Source organism: Microbispora sp. NPDC046933 (assembly GCF_040644635.1).
Taxonomy (GTDB): Bacteria; Actinomycetota; Actinomycetes; order Streptosporangiales; family Streptosporangiaceae; genus Microbispora.
This window is the reverse complement of sequence record NZ_JBEYWW010000018.1, coordinates 73,657-94,997: the sequence shown is the minus strand read 5'-3', so window position 1 is coordinate 94,997 and position 21,341 is coordinate 73,657. Positions and strand designations below refer to the sequence as shown.

The 21,341-nt window shown below is 70.6% G+C and carries 16 protein-coding genes; 6 read left to right on the top strand and 10 right to left on the bottom strand.

What is annotated here, in order from left to right:
• Nucleotides 1-4: 4 nt before the first annotated feature.
• Both ABZ857_RS23975 and ABZ857_RS23970 read right to left on the bottom strand, forming a co-directional pair.
• Nucleotides 5-1,009, bottom strand: a complete 1,005-nt coding sequence (locus ABZ857_RS23975) for a CU044_5270 family protein (RefSeq protein WP_357046334.1) — start codon at nt 1,007-1,009, stop codon at nt 5-7.
• Nucleotides 1,006-1,500: a sigma-70 family RNA polymerase sigma factor gene (locus ABZ857_RS23970; RefSeq protein ID WP_357046332.1), complete on the bottom strand. Its 495-nt coding sequence runs from the start codon at nt 1,498-1,500 to the stop codon at nt 1,006-1,008. Before ABZ857_RS23970 ends, ABZ857_RS23975 begins: the two co-directional genes overlap by 4 nt.
• A 170-nt stretch (nt 1,501-1,670) precedes the next feature.
• Between ABZ857_RS23970 and ABZ857_RS23965 the strand changes: the two genes are divergently transcribed.
• Nucleotides 1,671-1,910: a helix-turn-helix domain-containing protein gene (locus ABZ857_RS23965; protein ID WP_357046331.1), complete on the top strand. Its 240-nt coding sequence runs from the start codon at nt 1,671-1,673 to the stop codon at nt 1,908-1,910.
• On the top strand, nt 1,879-2,484 hold the full coding sequence (locus ABZ857_RS23960) for a transposase (protein ID WP_357046329.1): 606 nt from the start codon (nt 1,879-1,881) through the stop codon (nt 2,482-2,484). Before ABZ857_RS23965 ends, ABZ857_RS23960 begins: the two co-directional genes overlap by 32 nt.
• A gap of 94 nt (nt 2,485-2,578) precedes the next feature.
• Here the strand turns inward: ABZ857_RS23960 and ABZ857_RS23955 are convergent, their stop codons facing one another.
• Both ABZ857_RS23955 and ABZ857_RS23950 read right to left on the bottom strand, forming a co-directional pair.
• Nucleotides 2,579-3,322 carry a hypothetical protein gene (locus tag ABZ857_RS23955; RefSeq protein WP_357046327.1) on the bottom strand — a complete coding sequence of 248 codons (744 nt, stop codon included), beginning with the start codon at nt 3,320-3,322 and terminating at the stop codon, nt 2,579-2,581.
• Between the two features lie 185 nt (nt 3,323-3,507).
• Nucleotides 3,508-5,277: a 5'-nucleotidase C-terminal domain-containing protein gene (locus tag ABZ857_RS23950; protein WP_357046325.1), complete on the bottom strand. Its 1,770-nt coding sequence runs from the start codon at nt 5,275-5,277 to the stop codon at nt 3,508-3,510.
• 103 nt (nt 5,278-5,380) lie between these two features.
• Between ABZ857_RS23950 and ABZ857_RS23945 the strand changes: the two genes are divergently transcribed.
• Nucleotides 5,381-6,397, top strand: a complete 1,017-nt coding sequence (locus ABZ857_RS23945; RefSeq protein ID WP_357046323.1) for a DNA polymerase ligase N-terminal domain-containing protein — start codon at nt 5,381-5,383, stop codon at nt 6,395-6,397.
• A 43-nt stretch (nt 6,398-6,440) separates the two neighbouring features.
• Nucleotides 6,441-6,809 (top strand): hypothetical protein, encoded by a 369-nt coding sequence (locus tag ABZ857_RS23940; protein WP_193201656.1) that lies wholly within the window; start codon nt 6,441-6,443, stop codon nt 6,807-6,809.
• Between the two features lie 6 nt (nt 6,810-6,815).
• Here the strand turns inward: ABZ857_RS23940 and ABZ857_RS23935 are convergent, their stop codons facing one another.
• Nucleotides 6,816-7,436, bottom strand: coding sequence for a sigma-70 family RNA polymerase sigma factor (locus ABZ857_RS23935; protein ID WP_357046321.1), 621 nt, complete (start codon nt 7,434-7,436; stop codon nt 6,816-6,818).
• Between the two features lie 204 nt (nt 7,437-7,640).
• Between ABZ857_RS23935 and ABZ857_RS23930 the strand changes: the two genes are divergently transcribed.
• A complete protein-coding gene (locus ABZ857_RS23930) occupies nt 7,641-7,811 on the top strand; it encodes a hypothetical protein (protein WP_357046319.1) in 171 nt (56 codons plus the stop codon).
• Between the two features lie 15 nt (nt 7,812-7,826).
• Here the strand turns inward: ABZ857_RS23930 and ABZ857_RS23925 are convergent, their stop codons facing one another.
• From ABZ857_RS23925 to ABZ857_RS23910, 4 genes are all read right to left on the bottom strand, one after another.
• The gene (locus tag ABZ857_RS23925) at nt 7,827-9,089 is read right to left on the bottom strand and encodes a site-2 protease family protein (RefSeq protein ID WP_357046317.1); all 1,263 of its coding nucleotides are present in this window, start codon (nt 9,087-9,089) and stop codon (nt 7,827-7,829) included.
• A gap of 193 nt (nt 9,090-9,282) precedes the next feature.
• The gene (locus ABZ857_RS23920; RefSeq protein ID WP_357046492.1) at nt 9,283-11,466 is read right to left on the bottom strand and encodes a cellulose binding domain-containing protein; all 2,184 of its coding nucleotides are present in this window, start codon (nt 11,464-11,466) and stop codon (nt 9,283-9,285) included.
• 292 nt (nt 11,467-11,758) lie between these two features.
• Nucleotides 11,759-12,802 carry a LacI family DNA-binding transcriptional regulator gene (locus ABZ857_RS23915; RefSeq protein WP_357046315.1) on the bottom strand — a complete coding sequence of 348 codons (1,044 nt, stop codon included), beginning with the start codon at nt 12,800-12,802 and terminating at the stop codon, nt 11,759-11,761.
• Between the two features lie 243 nt (nt 12,803-13,045).
• Nucleotides 13,046-15,388: a cellulose binding domain-containing protein gene (locus ABZ857_RS23910; protein WP_357046313.1), complete on the bottom strand. Its 2,343-nt coding sequence runs from the start codon at nt 15,386-15,388 to the stop codon at nt 13,046-13,048.
• A gap of 513 nt (nt 15,389-15,901) precedes the next feature.
• Between ABZ857_RS23910 and ABZ857_RS23905 the strand changes: the two genes are divergently transcribed.
• The gene (locus tag ABZ857_RS23905; protein WP_357046311.1) at nt 15,902-17,206 is read left to right on the top strand and encodes an FAD-dependent oxidoreductase; all 1,305 of its coding nucleotides are present in this window, start codon (nt 15,902-15,904) and stop codon (nt 17,204-17,206) included.
• A 13-nt stretch (nt 17,207-17,219) separates the two neighbouring features.
• On the opposite strand, the gene ABZ857_RS23900 is transcribed toward ABZ857_RS23905, so the two are convergent.
• Nucleotides 17,220-21,341, bottom strand: a 4,122-nt coding sequence (locus ABZ857_RS23900) for a HAMP domain-containing protein (protein WP_357046309.1), incomplete at its 5' end; no start/stop codon positions are given.

Here is a 21,341-nt window from a genome sequence, read left to right as displayed (position 1 = left end):
GTGGCTACGGCCGGTCGCCGATCTTCTCGACCCAGCCGGAGGATTCGTACACGGTCTTCTCCCCCTTGCGCGCGCCGGCGTACACGCTGCGTCCGGCACGCTTCTCCTCTCTGTCCGGGCCGTTGTACTCCTCAGCCAGCAGGCGCGCGCCCGACTCGTCGACGATCAGCCGGTACGTGCCGTCGGGGGAGACCACAGCGGCGCCGGGACGGCCGGCCGGGTCGGTGACGCCTTGTTCCAGCTTCAGCCCCGGCTGGTCGGCGAGGATCCGCAGCATCGCGGCCCGGGTGGCCGGAGTGGTCGGGCTGGAGAGCATCAACCGCGTCATCCAGAACGTGAAGTCCACGGAGGACTCGCCCCGCCGATGGGCATGAAGCCAGCGGCGCAGGCCCTCGACATCGCGGGGCAGCCGCCAGAAGTCGTCCTGGGACAGGTCCTCGCCGCCGATGTTCAACAGCAGCTTCATCCTGTAGTCCTGGGTCGTCGGCGTGGGCTTCGCGGTCCGGGCGGCCTCGCCTGCGACGACTTCGGCGTCCAGGCCGGTCGTCATGCGGCCCCGGCCGGTGGCGGCGTCGTACCAGCTCTCGGTGGAGGAGACGAGGATCTCGCCCGACGGCCGCGGCTCGTAGGTCCGGTGGCGGCTGTACCAGAAGCGGCCCGTCCTGACGTCCGCGCGGGCCGCGTTGTCCGCCCCCGCCAGGAGGAACGACCGGGCGTCGAGCGTCGCGACGGGCGCCGGCCGGCTCGGCGAGGCGGACGCGACCTCGCCGCCGCCCGGTGCGCTCGCCCTGTCGGGCATCGCGACACCGGCCACGAGGGCAGGAACCACGAGCGCGGCGAACCCGGCCGCCGCCGCACCCACGAGCACCAGCCGGGCCCGTACGGACAAGGGCCGGTGGGCGGGGAGGTCGGCGAAGATCCGCGCGAGGTCGGCCTCGCGGCGGCGGTGGTAGGTCTCGTCGAGAAGGTCGTCGGGCCGCAGGGCGCGGATCAGTTCGTCGGTGTTCATCGCATCTGCTCCTGAAGGGCCGCTTGAGGGGCGTTGAGCATGCCCGCCAGACGCCGGCGGGCACGGTGGAGACGAACGGCGAACGTGCGCGCCGAGCATCCGACGACCTTCGCGGCCTCGGCGGGGCCGAGGCCGTACCAGCTCGCCAGGATCAGGGTCTCCGCGTCGGCGCCGGAAAGCCGGGTGAGGGCGTCGAGCGCCGCCTGCCGCTCGCTGATCTGGTCGGCCACGTCCCCTTCCGGGGACAGGGTGGTCAGCCGCAGCCGCCGCATGTCCAGACGATGCTGCTTGCGCAGCAGGTTGCGGGCGACGGCGAGGAGCCACGGCAGGGGATGTTCCGGCACCTGGGCGAGCCGTCGCCAGGCGATCAGGAACGTCTCGCTCGCGATGTCCTCGGCCGACTGCCGTTCGGCGCGGAGCAGCGCGTACCCGAGCACGTTCCGGTAATGCCGGTCGTACAGCTCGGTGAAGCGTTCTTCGGGGTCGTCCATCAAAGTCTCCTGAGGGGACCGTCGCCTTCAGGCGAAGGGGGAATCGGGAGCGGGAGGGCCGCCAGGGCCCGAGCGTGCCCTGACCTGCGTGGTCTGCGCATTACAGATGTCCTTCCGGGTTTTGTCGGTGCCGGGCGATACCGTGGTGTTCTCGTTCCCGAAGGTGGGAGGTGGGTGTGCGCAGGTCGTTCACGTTCCTGCTGCGCCCCACCCGTAAGCAGGCCGCCGCGCTCACGCAGTGCCTGCACGACCACCGGGAGCTTTACAACGCCGCCTTGGAGCACCGCCGTACGGCCTACCGCAGAGCCGGGGTGAGGGTCCGGTACGGCGATCAGTCGGGCGAGCTGAAGCACATCCGCGCCGACGACCCCGCTGGACATGGGTGTGGCGTCGCTGGCCACGACCAGTGACGGGGACCCCCTGGCCAACCCGCGCCACCTGGCCGCGTCCGCCGGCCGTCTCGCGGCGGCCCAGCAGGCTCTCACCCGGAAGAAGCGGGGGTCCAAGCGGCGCCGTAAGGCGGTGGCGCGGGTGGCGGCGCTGCACGCGAAGGTCCGCCGTCAACGTCGTGATACCGCGTACAAGGCGGCGCTGACCCTGGTCCGCGGCTATGACGTGATCGTGCATGAGGACCTGCGGGTCGCGAACATGACCCGCTCGGCTTCGGGCACGATCGAGGCCCCCGGGCGGAACGTCGCGGCCAAGTCCGGGCTGAACCGGAGCATCCTGGACGCGGGTTGGGGGGTGTTCCTGCGTGTGCTCGCGCACAAGGCTGAAAGCGCCGGTCGAGAGCTGATCGCAGTCAACCCCGCCAACACCTCCCGCACCTGCTCGCGGTGCGGGCACTGCGCGAAGGACAACCGCGTCACCCAAGCCCGGTTCCGATGCCAGGCGTGCGGCCACGAGGCGCACGCCGACGTGAACGCGGCCAAGAACATTCTCAGGGCAGGGCTTGCCCTTCGCGACGCTGCGGAAGCGGCTTAGCGAGAAGCCGCTCCCTTCAGGGAGCGGAGGAGTCACATCCAGTAGTTCCATTGAGGGGTCCCCGATTACAGGGGCCGGCGGGAAATCTCGCGGACTACGCCGTCTCGGATCTGATCAGGCGGAGGAACGCCTTGATGCCCGACAGGACCTCCTGGTTGTCGGTGAGGCGGCTGAGGGAGTCCTCGAATTTCCTGCCCGTCGCGTCGAGCCGGCGGTCGAGGTCGTCCGCGCGCGCCGTGGCCGCGTGGAACCCGGCGCGCGTCTCCGAGGTGAGGGCGTCGAGGCGTTCGGCCAGTTCGGTGGCCCGGGCCTCGGACTCCTCGGCCCGCCCCTCCAGCGCCGTGACACGCTCGACGAGCGTGGCGACGTCCTCCCGGGGATACCGGACCTCCTCCAGCATCGTGGTCATCCGGCTGCGCAGGTGGGAGAACCACGCTCCGGCCGGTCTGAAGAACGTGCCGAGCAGGTAGAAGACGGCGAAGTAGTAGCCGACGGTCTCGCCGGAGAAGTAGGTGACCACCGCGAGCAGGGCGGCCGACAGCAGGTGGGCGGCGACGGCGGCCCGCCGCATGCGCACCGCGATGCGGCGGGCCTCCGCCTCGCGCTCCGGCGAGACCTCCACGCCCCGCTCGCGGCTGACCCGTATCTCGTGGATCAAAGAGTGGGCCTGGAAGTACAGGTTCCACGGCACCGTCAGGAGCACGATCAGCCAGAGCAGGCACAGTGCTCCGAAGCCGAGCGAGACGACCACCGGCAGCGGCACGTCCACCACGTAGACCAGGACGATCCCCGCGATCGTGGAGACGATCGCGAGAAAGACGATCCCGCTTCTGCTCACGGCCGGCCTTTCCCTCGGCGTTCGGACACGTCAGTGTCGCCGCCGGATCGGCGCGCGGGCATGAGCGGGATCACCCGGATCGGCTGAGTACGACGACTCAAGGAAGACTCAAGGAGAAGACGACTCAAGGAGAAGGGGGTGGCCCGGGACCCGGACCACCCCCGCTCGTCACTCCGAGAAGCGGGTCACTTCGGGAAGACGGGAACCCCGTCGCGGACGAGCTTCCAGTTCGGCTCGGCGAAGGTCGCCGGGTCGATGGTGCCGGTCGCGGCGGCGTACTCGATCAGCGCCTGGCGGATCTCCACCTGCGCGTTGTAGACCACCGGGGCGGTCGAGACGTGCGGGAAGCCGCCGCCGCCCGACTGGCGGTAGTTGTTGATGGCCACGACGAACTGCTGGTCGGCGGTGACGGGCTTGCCCTGGTAGGACAGGCCGACGATGCGCTGGCCGACCGGCTTGGAGATGTCGATGTCGTACGTCACGCCGGAGAGCTGGTCGTAGTTGTAGTCGGGCGTGCCGCCGGCGTTGGTGAGCGTGGCGAGGTCGATCGGGGCGCCCGGGGCGACCTGGGCGAAGTACTTCGCCGAATACTCCAGGAAGTCCTTGATCTGGGCGCCGTTCAGCTTGATGCCGAGCAGCGTGTTGTCGTAGACGTACAGCCCGGCCATGTCGCGGACGCTGACCGGCCCGGCCGGGAACACGGCGGTGCGGCTGAACGGCGCGGCGATCGACAGCACGGGCAGCGAGGCGTCGGCGGTGCCCGCGATGGCCTTGCTGACGAGGTCGGTCTGGACCTTCTGGATGTAGTCGAGGATCGGCGTGTCCTTGTACGGAGACTCGGCCGCCGACAGCTCCTGGGTGGACTGCGCGATGACCTTGTTGACGTAGCCGACGGTCTTGTCGTGCTGCTCCTTCATGAGCGCGACGATCTTCGGGTCCTCGGCCACGGCGTTGGTGTTGAGCGTGGTGGACGACTTGCCGGTGACCGTCCACTTCCCGCGCTGCTTGGCGAGCGTGAAGTCGACGACGCTGAGGCGCTGGCCCCACTTGCTGGGCTCGGTCAGCAGCACCTGCTGCCCGGTGACCTTGTTGGTGACGAAGCGCTGGGGGACGTCGTTGTGCGCGTGGCCGAACAGGACGGCGTCGACGCCGGGCACCTGCTCGGCGACCATGGCGGCGGCGTTCTCCACCGGCAGGTCGGAGCCGTAGGACGACAGGCCGTTGTCACCCGCGTGGGCGGTGACCAGGACCACGTCGGCGCCGAGGCCGCGGATGACCGGCACCCACTTCTTGGTGGTCTCGACGAGGTCGAGGAACTTCAGCTTGCCGTCGACGTTCGCCTTGTCCCAGATGGCGACGCCGGGGTTGGTGAGGCCGAGCACCCCCACCTTGATCGGCTTTTCGCCCTTGACCTTCATGGTCTTGATGACGAACGGCTGGTAGGCCGGCAGGCCGGTCTTGGCCGAGACGGCGTTGGCGCCGAGGACCGGCGCCTTCATCTGCTTGACCCACGCGCCCAGCAGCGGCAGGCCGTAGTTGAACTCGTGGTTGCCCAGCGTCACCGCGTCGTACCCGATGGCGTTCATGGCCTTCGCCATGGGGTGGACCTGGCCGGTCGAGGTGATCGGCTCGATCTTGGCGTAGTAGTAGTCCAGCGGCGTGCCCTGGAGGGTGTCACCGGAGTCGAACAGCAGGGTGTGGTCGGCGCCGCGGTCGGCCCTGATCTTCGACACCATCGTCGAGATCTTCGCCAGGCCCACGTCGTTGTGCGCGCTGTCGTCGTACTCCGCGTTCTTGTAGTAGTCCCAGTTGAGCGCGTTTCCGTGGATGTCGGAGCTGGCCATGACGGTGATCTTGACCGTGTGGCTCGGAGCCGCTGTGGCGGGGGTGCCGGGCAGGAGGAGACCGAGGGCCACGACGCCGGCGCCCGCGGTCAACCTGATCGCTGAACTCATGCTGCGTGACGATAGTGATGCGCAATTACCAAGTGGTCACGAAGTCCTTAACCGGACATGTCGCTACAAGGTGACACGCCCGTCACCCACGGGGAGTCACGCCGTGGGTAGGACCATCCAGATGGCGGACAAACTCGAGACCTACCGGGCCAGGCGCGACGCGACGCGCACCAGGGAGCCGATTCCCGCCGAAGGGCCGCTGCCGCGGGGCGAGGACGACACGTTCGTCATCCAGGAGCACCACGCCAGGTCCCTCCACTGGGACCTGCGCCTGGAGCGGGGCGGGGTGCTGGTCTCCTGGGCCATCCCCAAGGGCCTGCCGCCCGACCCCGCGACCAACCACCTCGCCGTCCACACCGAGGACCACCCCATGGAGTACGCCGGGTTCGAGGGCGAGATCCCCAAGGGCGAGTACGGCGGCGGCACGATGACGATCTGGGACCGCGGCCACTACGCGACCGAGAAGTGGAGCGACCGCGAGGTCAAGATCGTGCTGAGCGGCTCCCGGGTCGCGGGGCGCTACGTGCTGTTCCAGACCCGCGGCCGCAACTGGGTGATCCACCGGATGGACCCGCCCAGCGGGCGGTGGGAGCCGCCGCCCGCCTCGCTCGCGCCGATGACGCCGGTGACCCGAGCCCGCGTGCCGCGCGACCCGGAGGCGTACGCCTGGGAGTTCTGGTGGGGTGGTGCGCGGGCGCTCGCGTACGTGGAGGGCGGCAGGCTCACCCTGCGCGACGCGGGCGGCGCGGACGTCACGGGGGAGCACCGCTGGCTGCGCCCGCTGGCCGAGTCGTTCGGCAGCAGGGCCGCCGTGCTCGACGGCGAGGTCGTCACGTTGGCGGGCGCTCCCGTCTACGTGGCCTACGACCTGCTGTACGACGACGGCAGGTCGTTGCTGGACGAGCCGTTCGAGCGCCGCCGTACGAGCCTGGAGGATCTCGGGGTGAACGGGCCGCGCTGGCAGACGGCGCCGTCCTGGCCGGGGGAGGTCCACGCGGTGCGGCGGGCGGCGGCCGAGCAGGGCCTGCCCGGCGTGGTGGGCAAGCGCCTCGACTCCGCGTACGCGCCGGGAGAGGAGTCCCCCGCCTGGGTGCGGCTGCCCGGGAAGGCGGCAGGGTAAGGCGGACGGCGCCGGGTAGGGAGGACGAGGGGGAGGTGTCGAGATGTCCGAGCAGCACCACCCGGTCACCGGCGAGCACAAGTACGAGCAGGAGATCGCCTCCGCGGAGGAGCACGAGGAGCGCCCGGGACGCAGCCTGATCACGACCGACCACGAGGTGATCAGGCGGTGGGCCGAGGAGCGGGACGCCAGGCCCGCCACCGTTCCCGGCACCGAGCACGAGGGCCGTCCTGGGGTCCTCCGGTTCGACTTCCCGGGCTACGGCGGCGGCGACCTGCAGGAGATCTCCTGGGACGAGTGGTTCACGACGTTCGAGGAGCGCAAGCTCAACTTCATCTACCAGGAGCACCGCAAGGACGGCAGCCCGAGCAACTTCTTCCGGCTGGAGAACCCCGAGCGCGAGGACGCCTGACCCGTCTCAGCGGTCCGCGCGGCCGTCCAGGGCGGCGGCGCTCGCCGAGCGCAGCAGCCCGAGCTCGGCGGCGTAGTCCTCCAGCTTGGCCCGCAGCTGCCGGCGTCCCCGGTGGAGCCGCGACATGACCGTGCCGATGGGGACGTCCATGATCTGCGCGATCTCCTTGTAGGCGAAGCCCTCCACGTCGGCGAGGTAGACCGCCAGCCGGAAGTCCTCGGGCAGCTCCTGCAGCGCCTGCTTCACCCGGGAGTCGGGCAGCCCTTCCAGGGCCTCCACCTCGGCGGACTTGAGTCCCGACGAGGTGTGCGAGGCCGCCTCGGCGAGCTGCCAGTCCTCCACGTCCTCGGTCGCGGCCCGCTGCGGCTGGCGCTGCTGCCTCCGGTAGGTGTTGATGTAGGTGTTGGTCAGGATGCGGTACAACCAGGCCCGCAGGTTCGTGCCCTCCCGGAACTGGTGGAAGTTGCTGAAGGCCCGCATGTACACGTCCTGCACCAGGTCCTCGGCGTCGGTGGGGTTCCGGGCGAGCCGTAGGGCGCCGGCGTAGATCTGGTCGATGTACGGCAGCGCGTCCCGCTCGAACCGCAGCCGCCGCCGTTCGACCGCCGTGTCGTCGACGATCGTCATATCCCCACCTCCTTGAGAGCCTGCCTCTATCAGTCACGACCGCTCTGTCCGGTCCGGCCGTACGGGTCCGCCTACCCCTGGTCTCCCTTCCGACACGGCTCACGCGTCTGTTTTCGGCTACCGCGGCCCGGTCCCGCGACGTGACCGAATGTCCCCGTCACCGGGGGGTAGGCGAGGAAGAGAGGCGAGCCCGAGGAGGAGGCCATGCCGAAGGACAACGCGGGGCCGGAGCGCCTGATCCCGGACCGGCTGCCGCCGCTGGCGCAGTCACCCGACGTGGAGCCCGGCGCGGACCTGGACGGCGGTGCGTCCGGCGACTGGCACGCACCCGGCGCCGACTCGCCGGACGACGTGGAGGAACCCGCCGACGAATAGGTTCTGCGGAGGCCGTCAGGCGGCGTCACGGCTTCCGGCGGGCGGAGCCGTACCACCGGGCGTAGCGCCTCCTGGAGTATCGCCGCCCGGGGTGGTGCCTCCGGGAGGGGGCGGGGCGAGATCGGCGCCGCGCGGCGTCCGGTACGGCTCGCGCGCCCGCAGGTCCACCGTCTGGATGGTCCGGCTGATGTCGGTGGGGGTGACCAGGCCGACGAGGTGACCGCCGTCGTCGAGCACCACCGCCCGGCCGTCCGTGCAGCCGCTCATCCGCTGGAGCAACTCGGTGAGCTGGTCGCCGGGGCGGGCGGTGGGCACGTCCGACGGCGGGCACGCGATCTCCCGCAACCTGGTGATCACGCGGTCGTCGGGTGGCACGCGCCGGATGCGGCCCAGCGTCACCAGGCCGGCGAACCGGCCGTCGTCGTCCAGGAGCGGATAGGTGGACAGGTGGTGGCGCAGCACGAGCCGGTCGATCAGAGTGGCGACCGTCTCGAAGGGGTGGGCGACGACCGGGTCGCGCGACATCACCTCACCCACCGTGATCCCGTGCAGGGCGGCGTCGATCTGCGTCTGCTGCTCCTCGGCGGTGGCCGCGTTCACCAGGAACAGGCCGATCAGGGCCAGCCAGAACCCCTGGAGTCCGAGGCCGGTGACGAGGTTGAGGAAGCCGACCGCGATCAGGACGTAGCCGAAGACCCGGCCGGCCCGGGCGGCGGCCACGGCGGCCCGCATCCGGTCGTGCCAGCGGGCCCACAGGAAGGCGCGCAGCACCCGGCCGCCGTCCAGCGGCGCGGCCGGCACCAGGTTGAACACGGCCAGCAGCACGTTCACCGCGGCCAGATAGCCGAACATCCCGCTGACCAGCGGCGGCGCGCCGAGGACCGAAACCCCCCAGGACGCGAGGGCGAAGACGCCGCCGAGCACGACGCTGGTCAGCGGCCCCACCCCGGCGATCTTGAGGTCGGCGGCGGGGGAACGGGGCTCGCCGCGCAGTTCGGCCACTCCGCCGAGCAGCCAGAGCGTGATGCCGTTGACCTCCAGCCCGTGCCGCCTGGCGACGATCGCGTGGGCCACCTCGTGCGCGAGCAGCGAGGCCAGGAAGAGCACGGCCGACACCACCGCGGCCAGCACGTACGCCGCCGTCGGCAGGCCGGGAAAGGCGATGGGGAAGCGCCCGAAGGCCAGCCCGATCACCAGGATCACGACGATCACGAGGACGCTGATGTTGAGCCCGACCGGCACCCCGCCCACGCGGCCGAGACTGATCGACGATCGCATCCTGCCACCCCCTCGGCCCTCCGCTGTGACTGGCCTACCCACAAAGGCGCAGGTCACGCGGCGGTCGCGGACAAGGTACGCACGCGATGGCGCGGGCGAGGCTCCCCCCGGTCCGGCTGACGCGGTTCGACCGACGCCGGGCCCCGGCATCGCGGCGGATGCCGGGGCCCGGATCAGGTGGCGGTCGATGGGATCAGCGCAGGTAGACCTTGGGCTGGGGTGGGGTGCCTATGCCGTTGCCGATGAAGAAGCTCGGGTGGGGCGGCTGGTTGTAGGCGGTGTTCTGCCAGGCCAGGGCGACCCGATACTGCGGGTCGTGCAGCAGGGTGTGGATCTTCACGGTGGTGAGGTTGGGAGTGGAGTAGATCCGCAGGGCCCGGTTGTCGGTGGTTGGCCAGACGACCTCCTCGCGCCAGTCGCCGAGGATGTCGCCCGACAACGAGGGGGTGGACTTGGTGCCGTTGTTGGAGTGCACGTCGCCGGCCGTCAACAGCCTCGTGTCGCCGCCGGTGCCGTACTTGTCGATGTGGGTGCCGTCGAGCAGTTCGCGGACGGGGTCGGCGTCCCACCAGGCGAGGAAGTTCATCGAGGACGGCTTGCGGCCCAGGGTGGCGCCGCTGGGGCTGCGCAGGGAGCCGTCTCGGGCCGACCAGGACTCGGCGCCGGGGCTGCCGGCCCAGATGTCGTCGGAGACGCCGCGGCCGTTGTCGCCGCCGGAGGCGGTGGACCACAGCACCTGACCGGTGCGGGCGTCGGCGAACCAGGAGCCGGGCTTGGAGGAGTCCTCGTCGACCTTGAACTCCTCCAGGCCGGGCCGGGAGGGGTCGAGGTCGCCGACGTGCATGGCGTCGCCGTGGCCGTTGCGGGTGTTCCACAGCGGCTGGCCGTTGTCGTTGATCGTCATCGAGCCGAAGACGATCTCGTCCTTGCCGTCTGCGTCGACGTCGGCGATCGACAGGTTGTGGTTGCCCTGTCCGGCATAGGCGGTGTTGGAGTTGGAGTCGAACTTCCACCGCTCGACGAGTGAGCCGTCGCGGAAGTCCCATGCCGCGATGACCGTACGGGTGTAGTAGCCGCGGGACATGATCAGACTGGGCCGCTGGCCGTCGAGGTAGGCGGTGGCGGCGAGGAACCGGTCGACCCGGTTGCCGTAGCTGTCGCCCCAGGAGGAGACCGTCCCGCGCGGCGGGTCGTAGTTGACCGTGGACATCGCGGCGCCGGTCCGGCCGTTGAACATGGTCAGGTATTCGGGGCCGGACAGGATGTAGCCGTCGGAGTTGCGATAGTCGGCGCTGCTGCTGCCGATGACCTTGCCGGTGCCGTCGACCGTGCCGTCGGCGGTCTTCATCGCCACCTCGGCCTTGCCGTCGCCGTCGTAGTCGTACACCTGGAACTGGGTGTAGTGCGCGCCCGCGCGGATGTTGCGGCCCAGGTTGATCCGCCACAACCGGGTGCCGTCCAGCCTGATGCCGTCGACGTACACCGGGTCGGTGACCCCGGCCTGGGAGTTGTCCTTGGCATTGGACGGGTCCCACTTGAGCACCAGGTCCAGCCGGCCGTCGCCGTCCAGGTCGCCGACACTGGCGTCGTTGGCGCTGTAGGAGCCGCTCGGCGGGCTGATCGGCACGTCGAGGTAGCCGTTGGCGAAGCGCAGCGAGGTTTCCGAGGCGGCTCCCTCACTGCCGCCGCTGACCGGGCGCACCGTGTAGGAGGCGTCGGCAGGGGCGCCGGAGTCCAGATAGTCGGTGGAGTCGGTGACGGTGGCGATGCGGGTGCCGCCCCGGTAGACGTTGAAGGAGGTGTCACGGGACTCGGTGCCCCACAGCCGCCAGGACACCAGGTTGCCGCTGCCGGAGCGCACACTGATCAGACCGCGGTCCAGCTTCTCGGCCTGCTTGGCGCCGCCCGGCGCCGGCGAGGGGCTGGCGCTCGGGCTCGCCGACGGGCTGGGCGAGGCGCTGGCCGAGGGACTCGGGCTCGGCGACCGGCTCGGGCCGGCACTGGGCGAGGGCGAGGAGTGGGTGCCGTCGCACACCGTCCCGTTGAGGGAGAAGGACGTGGGGATCGGGTTGGAGCCGTTCCAGGAGCCGTTGAACCCGAAGGCGGTGCTGCCTCCTGAGCCGATGGCGGCGTTGTAGCCGGCGTCGCTGACGGTGACGTTCGCGCCGCTTTGGCCGACGGTGCCGTTCCAGAGCTGGGTGATCTGCTGGCCGGCGCCGAAGGCCCAGGTCAGCCGCCAGCCGTTGACGGCGTCACCCAGGTTCTCGATCGTCACGGTGGCGCCGAAGCCGCCCTGCCACTGGTTGGTGATCTCGTAGGCGACTCGGCAGGCCACCGCGGCGGTGGCGGGCGTCTGTGTCGCGATCACCCCTGTCATCGCCACACAGATGGTGCCGGCGGCCGCCGCGAAGCGGGCCGACGGCCAGATTAAACGTTTCATGAATCGTCCAATCTGGTGCGGGTTTCTGGTCGGTGGTGGACGTCACGAGACGCTAGAAACGCAGACGTAAAGGCGTCAAACACCCTTTGACGTCATGTCGAAGTGACAGCGAAGAGGGAGTTGTTTCGTTTCAGGTCAGCAAGGGGAACGCCCCCCAGCGGAGCGCGGTCCCCGCTTTGAAACTTTCGGAGTCGGAGGGCGGCCGGTCGCCGCCGTCACCCCGACCGGGTCACCGGCAGGGGGGTGCCGTGGAGGCGCGGACGACCAGCCGCGGCCGGTAGACCAGGCTCTGGTGCCGGTGGCCGGGGCGAGACTCGTCCAGCAGCATCGCGGCGGCGGTCCGCCCCAGCTCCCGCTTGGGCTGCCACACGGTGGTGAGCGGCGGAGCGAGTTGCGGGGCGAACACCACGTCGTCATACCCCACGACCGACATCTGCTGCGGCACCGCGATCCCCCGGTCCCGCAGGCCGCTGATCACCCCGAGCGCCGCGAGGTCGTTGAGGCAGACGATCGCGGTCGGCCGGTCGGGCAGTTGCAGAATGTGGTCCAGCGCGGCCTCGGCGGTCGCGGCCACATCCGGCGGAGGCACCCGCACCTCCAGCACCGCTCGGTCGGGATCCAGTCCCGCCTTCCGGAACGCCTCACGCACCCCCGCGTGCCGGTCGGTGGTCTGCTGCACCTCCACCGAGCCGGTGAGCATGACGACCCGCCGGTGCCCCAGGGAGATCAGGTGGGCGGCGGCCTGCTCACCGCCCGAGACGTTGTCGACCGACACCGAGCACAACCGTCCGTCGCCCCGGTGGTCCAGCAGCACCACCGGGACGCCGCGCTCGGACAGGGCGACCAGCGGCTCCACGCCGGTCGCGACCGGCGTGATCAGCACGCCGCGCACTCCCTGCTTCTCCAGCTCTCCCAGGTAGTACTGCTCGCGCCCCGGCTGCACATCGGTGCTGCAGGTCATCAGCATGCATCCGTCCTGCAGCAGCCGGTCCTCCACGCCCCGGCACACCTCGGTGTAGAACGAGTTGGCCAGGTCAAGCACCACCGCGCCGACCAGAGGGCTCGGCACACCGCGCAGCCGTCTGGCCACGTTGTTGGGCACGTACCCGACCTGCTCCATCGCCGCCAGGACGCGCCGGCGGGTCTCCTCCGCGACCAGCTCGGGATTGTTCAGAACGTTGCTGACAGTCGACGGCGAGACGCCGGCCTTCTCCGCGACAGAGCGCATGCCGCGGCGGCGCGGCGCGGAGATTTCCGAGGTATCCCCATCCACAAAAGCACCATATCCAGCCGAGGCCAGCAAAAGATCGCGACACTGAGCCCATGGGCCCGATGGGAATTCTCCCTCATCCGGCGCGCTGTCCGTGCTGGACCTGGACCGCCGGAATCGCGAAGGCCTGAGGACGACTTGGTCGTGACTTGGCGAGCGAGTTCGCCGCGGCACCACTCGGCGACCGGCAGGGCGCGGCGGCGGCCGCGGACCTCGCCAGGTAGTCCGCGGCCGCCGCCGGGCGGGTCACCTCAGGTAGATGTTCGGCCTGGCGGGCGTCGCCATGCCGTCCCCGAGGAAGAAGCCCGTGTGGGGCGGCTGGTTGTAGGCGGTGTTCTGCCAGGCGACCGCCACCCGATATGTCGGGTCGTGCATCAGCGTGTAGATCTGCTGGCTCGCCGCCGTGGTCGTGCTGTAGATCCGCAGGGCGGTGTTGTCGCTCGTCGGCCAGACGACCTCCTCGCGCCAGTCGCCGAACAGGTCGGCCGACAGCGACGGGGTGGACTTGGTGCTGTTGTTCGAGTGCACTCCGGAGGCCGTCAGCAGGCGGGTGTCGGAGCCGGTGCCGTACTTGTCGATGTGGGTGCCGTCGAGCAGTTCGCGGACCGGGTCGGCGTCCCACCAGGCGAGGAAGTTCGCCGAGCCGGGCTTGCGCCCGACGTTCTGCCCCTTGGTGTTGTAGATGCCGCTGACGGCGGACGACCACGACTCGGCGCCCGGGCTGCCGGCCCAGACGTCGTCGGAGACGCCGCGCCCGTTGTCACAGCCGCAGGAGGCGTTGCTCCAGATGATGGAGCCGGTGCGGGCGTCGGCCATCCAGGCCGCGGGCTTGCTGGTGTCCTCGTCGACCTTGAACACCTCCAGTCCGGCGTGGGAGGGGTCGAGGTCGCCGACGTGGAGCGCGTCGCCGTGGCCGTTGCCGGTGTTCCACAAAGGCGAGCCGCTGTCGTTGATCGCCATCGCACCGAAGACGATCTCGTCCTTGCCGTCGGCGTCCACGTCGGCGCCGGCCAGGTTGTGGTTGCCCTGGCCGGCGTACTGGCTGCCGGCCGAGTTGGAGTCGAACGTCCACCGCTTGGTCAGCGAGCCGTTGCGGAAGTCCCACGCCGCGATGACCGTACGGGTGTAGTAGCCGCGCGACATGATCAGCGACGGGCGGGTGCCGTCGAGGTAGGCCGTCGCGGCGAGGAAGCGGTCCACGCGGTTGCCGTAGGAGTCGCCCCACGAGGAGACCGTCCCACGCGGCGGGTCGTAGTTGACCGTGGACATCGCCTTGCCGGTCTGACCGTTGAACATCGTCAGATACTCAGGGCCGGACAGGACGTAGCCGGAGGAGTTGCGGTAGTCGGCGGAGGAGCTGCCGATGACGACGCCGGTGCCGTCCTTGGTGCCGTCGGCGGTCTTCATCGCCACCTCGGCCCTGCCGTCGCCGTCGTAGTCGTACACCTGGAACTGGGTGTAGTGGGCGCCGGCGCGGATGTTGCGGCCGAGGTCGATCCGCCACATGCGGGTGCCGTTGAGCTTGTACGCGTCGACCAACACGTTGCCGGTGTAGCCGGACTGGGAGTTGTCCTTGGAGTTGGACGGGTCCCACTTCAGCACGAACTCGTACTGCCCGTCGCCGTCCAGGTCGCCCACGCTCGCGTCGTTGGCGCTGTAGGTGTAGGCCACCCCGTCGGGCGTGGTGCCGCCGGACGGCGGCTGGATGGGCACGTCGAGGTGGTCGCCGCCGGTGAAGCGCAGCGACGTCTCCGACGCCGCCTGCTCGGCGCCGTTCACCACGGCCCGCACCGTGTACGTGGCGTCGGCGGCGGCCCCCGAATCGAAGTAGTTCGTAGAGGTGGTGATCGGTGAGGAGTTCAGCTTCGTGGAGCCCCGGTAGACGTTGAACCCGGTGCCGATGCCCTCGGTGCCGAGCAGCCGCCAGGAGACCAGGTTGCCGCTGCCCGACCGCACGCTGACCAGGCCGCGGTTGAGGTCCTCCATCTGCCGCGCGCCCGCCGGGATGCTCGTGGGGCTCGGTGTGGGGCTCGGTGTGGGGCTCGGTGTGGGGCTCGGTGTGGGGCTCGGTGTGGGGCTCGCAGAGGGCGACGGGCTCGGCGACCGGGTCGGACTCGCGCTGGGACTCGCGCTGGGACTCGGACTGGGACTCGCGCTGGGACTGCTCGTGACCCCGCCGGTGCAGGTGGTGCCGTTGAGCGCGAAGCTCGCGGGCACGGGGTTGGACGAGTCGTTCCACGAGCCGTTGAAGCCGAACGACGCGGTGCCGCCGGTGGGGATCGACGCGTTGTAACCGGCGTCCTTGGCGCTGACCTGCGCGCCGCTCTGGGTGACCGTGGCGTTCCACGCCTGCGTGACGGTCTGGCCGGCCGTGTACGACCAGGTGAGCGTCCAGCCGTTGACCGCGTCGCCGAGATTGGTGATCGTGACGGCGGCTCCGAATCCGCCCTGCCACTGGTTCGTCACCTGGTAGTCCACCCGGCAGCCCGCCGCCGCGGAGGCGGGCAGGGCGGGCAGGACCCCGGCCCCCGCCAGCGCGGCGGCCGAGGCCACGGCGGCGACCAGAACGGATCTTCGTCGTGTGGTCATCTAGAACTCCATGAGGGGGTGCCGATGGGGGCGACGGCAGAGCCGTGACGGCGCCCGGAACCCACCGCGCCGGGCAACGTGATCGGGGTTCTCCGAGGCGGGACCTCCGGGTCTGGCCGGGCCCCGGCGGGTACGGTGCGACGGGATGTGCCGGGGTGGGTCATCACAACCCGAAACCGGTGGTGTGGTCAATCAGCCGTGGTTCATCAATGTGAACGCAATCATCGGATGCGTCCGAGAGGGTGGATCTTCGGCTGGTGAGAGCCGTCACTCCCACTCCACCTGCGCGAGGGCGCCGCCCGCCGATGACTGAAACTTTCAGTCCGGCATGCCGTGCCGACCTGTGAACGATCACAGATCTGATCTCTGGTACCTCGACGCGTGGTGCCGGAGCGGGATCCATCTGAGTGGGGGCGCGGCGCCGCTGCAGGCTGCATCCGCCCCGCCGTTCCGAGTCGAAATCCCTGTAGGGAGCCGTCCGCGTGTGCGGCCGGTCAGGGAGGAGATCCGCTCATGCCACAGCCTGCCACGGTGATCGTCGTCGGCGCCGGGCTCGCGGGCCTGGCCTGCGCCTGGCACCTGCGTCAGGAGGGGGTGCCGGTCCGCGTCCTGGAAGCGTCCGACGGCGTGGGCGGCCGGATACGCACCGACCTCGTGGACGGCTTCCGGCTCGACCGGGGGTTCCAGGTCTTCAACACCGGCTATCCGGAGGCCCGGCAGGTGCTCGACATCCCGGCTCTGCGCCTGCGCCCGTTCAGCTCCGGGGTGATGATCTTCCGCGAGGGGCGGCGCGAGCGGGTGATGCTGCCCTGGCGGCATCCCGGCCAGGCGCTCAGCGGCCTGCTCGCCCGGGTGGGCACGCCGGTGGACAAGGCCGTCATGGCCGCCGTGACCGCCCGCGACCTGCTGCTGCCCGACGCGCTGGTCCGGCGGCGCGGGGGAGCCGCGGAGCGCACCACCGAGGCCGAACTGCGGCGCTGGGGCGCGTCCCCGGAGATCGTCGAGAACCTGTTCCGCCCCTTCCTGGCGGGAGTGTTGCTGGAGCGGGAGCTGGAGACCTCGGGACGGTACTTCCACCTGCTGTGGCGGGCGTTCGCCCGGGGCACGATCGGCCTGCCGGCCATGGGCATGGGCCGGATCCCCGCCCAGCTCGCCGCCCGCCTGCCGGAGGACGCGATCCGGCTGGAGACGCCGGTGAGCGCGCTGACGGCGGACGGCGTGGCCCTGGCGGACGGAGGCGAGATCGCGGGCGCGGCCGTGGTGGTGGCGGCGGACCCGCTCACCGCGGGACGGCTCGTGCCGGGCCTGCCGGTCCCCGCGATGCGGTCCGTCACGACCTTCTACCACGCCGCACCGGCCTCGCCTCTCGGCGAGCCGACGCAGATCGTGGACGCGGAGGGCCTGATCACCGACACCGTCGTGCTCACCGACGCGGCCCCCGAGTACTCCTCCGACGGCCGGGCGCTGATCGCCACCTCGGTGCTCGGCGTCCACCCGGACCGGGACGAGCCCCGGGTGCGGGCCCGGCTCGACCAGATCTACGGCGGCACCTCGACGTGGGAGCACGTCGCCACCTATGCGATCGAGGCGGCCCTGCCCGCCATGCCGCCCCCGATGCCGCTGCGCCGCCCAGTGCGTCTGGAAGCGGTGGGGCTGGGCGCCCGGCGCTACGTGTGCGGCGACCACCGGGACACCGGCTCCCAGCAGGGCGCGCTGGTCTCCGGACGGCGGGCCGCCCGGGCCGTGCTGGAGGACCTGCACCGGGCGGCGCGGGTTCGAGGCCGCCGCACCGCCCCGGCGCCGACCCGCCGGCCTTGACGAGGGCCGGGACCTACCTGTCGCCGTTGCCGGGCAGGTCCAGCCAGCGCTGCATACAGACGATGAGCTCCTCGGCGTCCACCGGCTTGGTGACGTAGTCGCTCGCGCCGGACGACAGCGTCTTCTCCCGGTCGCCGTGCATGGCCTTGGCGGTGACCGCGATGATCGGCAGCTGGGCGAAGCGCGGCATGGACCGGATGGCGGCGGTGGCCTCGTAGCCGTCCATCTCCGGCATCATGATGTCCATCAGCACCAGGTCCACGTCGTCGTTGCGCGTCAGCACGTCGATGCCCTTGCGGCCGTTCTCCGCGTACAGCACCTGCATGCCGTGCAGTTCCAGGATCGTGGTGAGCGCGAAGACGTTGCGCACGTCGTCGTCCACGACCAGCACCTTGCGGCCCACGAGCGCGCTGTCGAGCTTCCCGACCTCATGCGCCCCCTCCTCCGAGGCGGGCTGCACGAGCGGCAGGACGTCGCCGGGCTCCTCGGCGGACAGGTGCAGCGTGATCCGCTCGCGCAGCTCGTCGAGGCTGGGCAGGCGCTCCAGCGGCTGGTTCCGGGAGCGTACCTGCAGCAGGTCCTCCTGCGGGCGTGACAGCTTGCGCGAGTGGTGGGCGAGCACCGGGAGCGCGCGCAGCGCGGGATCGGAGTCGAGCCCCTTGAGGAAGTCGGCCGCGACGTCGTGCGGCATGCCGAGGTCGAGCACGACGCAGTGGACGCTCTCCTGCCGCAGCATCGACAGCGCGGTTTCGGCGTCGCTCGCGGTCGACACCTGGACCGGCCCGTGGGTGTCCCGCAGGTCGGCCGCGACGCTCTGGGCCAGCATGGACAGCAGGCCGCCCGGCCTCGCCTCGACGACCAGCAGGCGGCGCCGCGCCCTGCCGTCGTCCCTGCCGCCCGGGATCCTCGGCGCCGCGGGGGCCGGGCGGGGGGCGATCAGGGGCGGCTCCGGCTCCCTCGGCTTGCTTTCGTCCCGTTCGGCCGCGGCGTCGAAGTGGGTCAGCGGGAGGTAGAGCGTGAACGTGCTGCCCTCGCCCAGCGTGCTCGTCGCGCGGATCTCGCCGCCGAGCAGGGTCGCGATCTCCCGGCTGATCGACAGGCCGAGGCCGGTGCCGCCGTACTTGCGGCTGGTCGTGCCGTCGGCCTGCTGGAAGGCGTCGAAGATCTGCGAGAGGTTCTCCGCGGCGATGCCTATGCCGGTGTCCACCACGTGGAAGGCCAGGACCTCCTGGCCGGCGCCGTCCGGCAGGTCCACGTCGGCCGCCCGCTCGATCCGCAGTTCGACCGAGCCGGCCTCGGTGAACTTGACCGCGTTCGACAGCAGGTTGCGCAGCACCTGCCGCAGCCGCTGCTCGTCGGTCAGCAGCTGGGCCGGCACGTCGGAGGCCACCGTCACCCCGAACCGCAGCCCCTTCTGGGTGGTCAGCGGACGGAAGTTGGCGTCCACGTATTCGAGCAGCTGACGCAGGCTGACCGGCTCGGGCGTGATGTCCATCTTGCCCGCCTCGATCTTGGACAGGTCGAGGATGTCGTTGATGAGCTGGAGCAGGTCGGTGCCGGCCGAGTGGATGACGTTGGCGTACTCCACCTGCTTGGGGGTGAGGTTGCGGGTGGGGTTCTGGGCGAGGAGCTGCGCCAGGATGAGCAGCGAGTTGAGCGGCGTGCGCAGCTCGTGGCTCATGTTGGCGAGGAACTCGCTCTTGTACTTGGACGCCAGCGCGAGCTGCTGGGCCCGGTCCTCCAGCTCCTGGCGGGCCTGCTCGATCTCGCTGTTCTTGGTCTCGATGTCGCGGTTCTGCTGGGCCAGCAGCTCCGCCTTCTCCTCCAGCTCGGCGTTCGACCGCTGCAGCTCCTCCTGCCGAACCTGGAGCTCGATGGCGAGCCGCTGCGACTCGGCCAGCAGCGCGTCGGTGCGGGCGTTGGCCACGATCGTGTTGACGTTGACGCCGATCGTCTCGACGAGCTGCTCCAGGAAGTTCCGATGGATGCCGGCGAAGCGCCCGAGGCTCGCCAGCTCGATCACGCCGAGCACCTGGTCCTCGACCACGATCGGCAGCACGATGAGGTTGACGGGCCCGGCCTCGCCGAGACTGGACGACACGGTCAGGTAGCCCGGCGGGATGTCCTCCACCAGGATCGTCCGCCTGGCCTGAGCGGCCTGGCCGACCAGTGATTCGCCGAACGCGTAGCGGCGCGAGGTGTCGCGGTGGCCGTAGCAGCCGACCACCCGCAGCTCCGCGCCCGCCGGGGTCTCCTCGGCCAGCAGGAACGTGCCGTGCTGCGCGTTGACCAGCGGGGCCAGCTCGTTCATGACCAGCTCGGCGACCGCAGACAGGTCACGGTGGCCCTGCATGAGCCCGGAGATGCGGGCGAGGTTGGTCTTGAGCCAGTCCTGCTCCTGGTTGGCCCTGGTCGACTCGCGCAGGGACTCCACCATGGAGTTGACGTTGTCCTTGAGGTCGGCCAGCTCGCCCTCGGCGTCCACGGTGATGGAGCGGGTGAGGTCGCCGGAGGTGACCGCGCTGGTCACCTCGGCGATCGCGCGGACCTGCCGGGTGAGATTGCTGGCCAGCTCGTTGACGCTCTCGGTCAGCCGCTTCCAGGTGCCGGACACGCCCTCGACCTCGGCCTGGCCGCCCAGCCGTCCTTCGGTGCTGACCTCGCGCGCGACGCGGGTGACCTCGGCGGCGAAGGAGGACAGCTGTTCGACCATCGTGTTGATGGTCGTCTTCAGCTCCAGGATCTCGCCGCGGGCGACGACGTCGATCTTCCTGGTCAGGTCGCCCCGCGCGACGGCCGTGGTGACCTGGGCGATGGAGCGCACCTGGTTGGTCAGGTTGTCCGCCATCGAGTTGACGTTGTCGGTGAGGTCCTTCCAGGTGCCCGCCACGTTGGGCACCCGGGCCTGGCCGCCGAGCTGGCCCTCCGTACCCACCTCGCGGGCGACGCGGGTGACCTCGTCGGCGAACGCGCTCAGCGTGTCGACCATGGTGTTGATGGTCTGGGCGAGCGCGGCGACCTCGCCCTTGGCCTCGACGGTGATCTTCTGCGACAGGTCGCCCTTGGCGACCGCCGTGGCGACCTGGGCGATCGAGCGGACCTGGCTGGTGAGGTTGGACGCCATCACGTTGACGGAGTCGGTCAGGTCCTTCCACGTGCCCGACACGCCGCGTACGGTGGCCTGCCCGCCCAGCCGTCCCTCGGTGCCGACCTCGCGGGCGACGCGGGTGACCTCGTCGGCGAACGAGGACAGCTGGTCGACCATCGTGTTGATGGTCTCCTTCAGCTCCAGGATCTCGCCGCGGGCGTCGACCCGGATCTTCTGCGACAGGTCGCCCTTGGCGACCGCCGTGGTCACCTCGGCGATGCTGCGCACCTGGTCGGTGAGGTTGTCGGCCATGACGTTCACCGACTCGGTCAGCGCCTTCCACGTGCCGGAGACGCCCTTGACGTCTGCCTGGCCGCCCAGCCGTCCCTCGGTGCCGACCTCGCGGGCGACGCGGGTGACCTCGTCGGCGAACGCGCTCAGCGTGTCGACCATGGTGTTGATGGTCTGGGCGAGCGCGGCGACCTCGCCCTTGGCCTCGACGGTGATCTTCTGCGACAGGTCGCCCTTGGCGACCGCGGTGGCGACCTGGGAGATGTTGCGTACCTGGCTGGTGAGGTTGCCGGCCATGAAGTTCACCGAGTCGGTGAGGTCGCGCCAGGTGCCCGACACGCCCTTGACGTCGGCCTGGCCGCCGAGCTGGCCCTCGGTGCCGACCTCGCGGGCGACGCGGGTGACCTCGTCGGCGAAGGACGAGAGCTGGTCGACCATGGTGTTGACGGTGTTCTTGAGTTCGAGGATCTCGCCGCGGGCGTCGACGGTGATCTTCTGGGAGAGGTCGCCGCGGGCCACGGCCGTGGTCACCTGGGCGATGGAGCGGACCTGGCTGGTGAGGTTGCCGGCCATGAAGTTGACGGAGTCGGTGAGGTCGCGCCAGGTTCCGGCGACGCCGGGCACCTGCGCCTGGCCGCCCAGCCGTCCCTCCGTGCCCACTTCGCGGGCGACGCGGGTGACTTCGTCGGCGAAGGAGGACAGCTGGTCGACCATGGTGTTGACGGTGTTCTTGAGTTCGAGGATCTCGCCGCGGGC

Coding starts and splice junctions, on each gene's coding strand:
- ABZ857_RS23950 (WP_357046325.1), bottom strand. CDS start 5,277: ATGAGTTCAGCGATCAGGTTGACCGCGGGCGCCGGCGTCGTGGCCCTC.
- ABZ857_RS23970 (WP_357046332.1), bottom strand. CDS start 1,500: ATGGACGACCCCGAAGAACGCTTCACCGAGCTGTACGACCGGCATTAC.
- ABZ857_RS23920 (WP_357046492.1), bottom strand. CDS start 11,466: ATGACAGGGGTGATCGCGACACAGACGCCCGCCACCGCCGCGGTGGCC.
- ABZ857_RS23975 (WP_357046334.1), bottom strand. CDS start 1,009: ATGAACACCGACGAACTGATCCGCGCCCTGCGGCCCGACGACCTTCTC.
- ABZ857_RS23930 (WP_357046319.1), top strand. CDS start 7,641: ATGCCGAAGGACAACGCGGGGCCGGAGCGCCTGATCCCGGACCGGCTG.
- ABZ857_RS23935 (WP_357046321.1), bottom strand. CDS start 7,436: ATGACGATCGTCGACGACACGGCGGTCGAACGGCGGCGGCTGCGGTTC.
- ABZ857_RS23905 (WP_357046311.1), top strand. CDS start 15,902: ATGCCACAGCCTGCCACGGTGATCGTCGTCGGCGCCGGGCTCGCGGGC.
- ABZ857_RS23910 (WP_357046313.1), bottom strand. CDS start 15,388: ATGACCACACGACGAAGATCCGTTCTGGTCGCCGCCGTGGCCTCGGCC.
- ABZ857_RS23960 (WP_357046329.1), top strand. CDS start 1,879: ATGGGTGTGGCGTCGCTGGCCACGACCAGTGACGGGGACCCCCTGGCC.
- ABZ857_RS23925 (WP_357046317.1), bottom strand. CDS start 9,089: ATGCGATCGTCGATCAGTCTCGGCCGCGTGGGCGGGGTGCCGGTCGGG.
- ABZ857_RS23940 (WP_193201656.1), top strand. CDS start 6,441: ATGTCCGAGCAGCACCACCCGGTCACCGGCGAGCACAAGTACGAGCAG.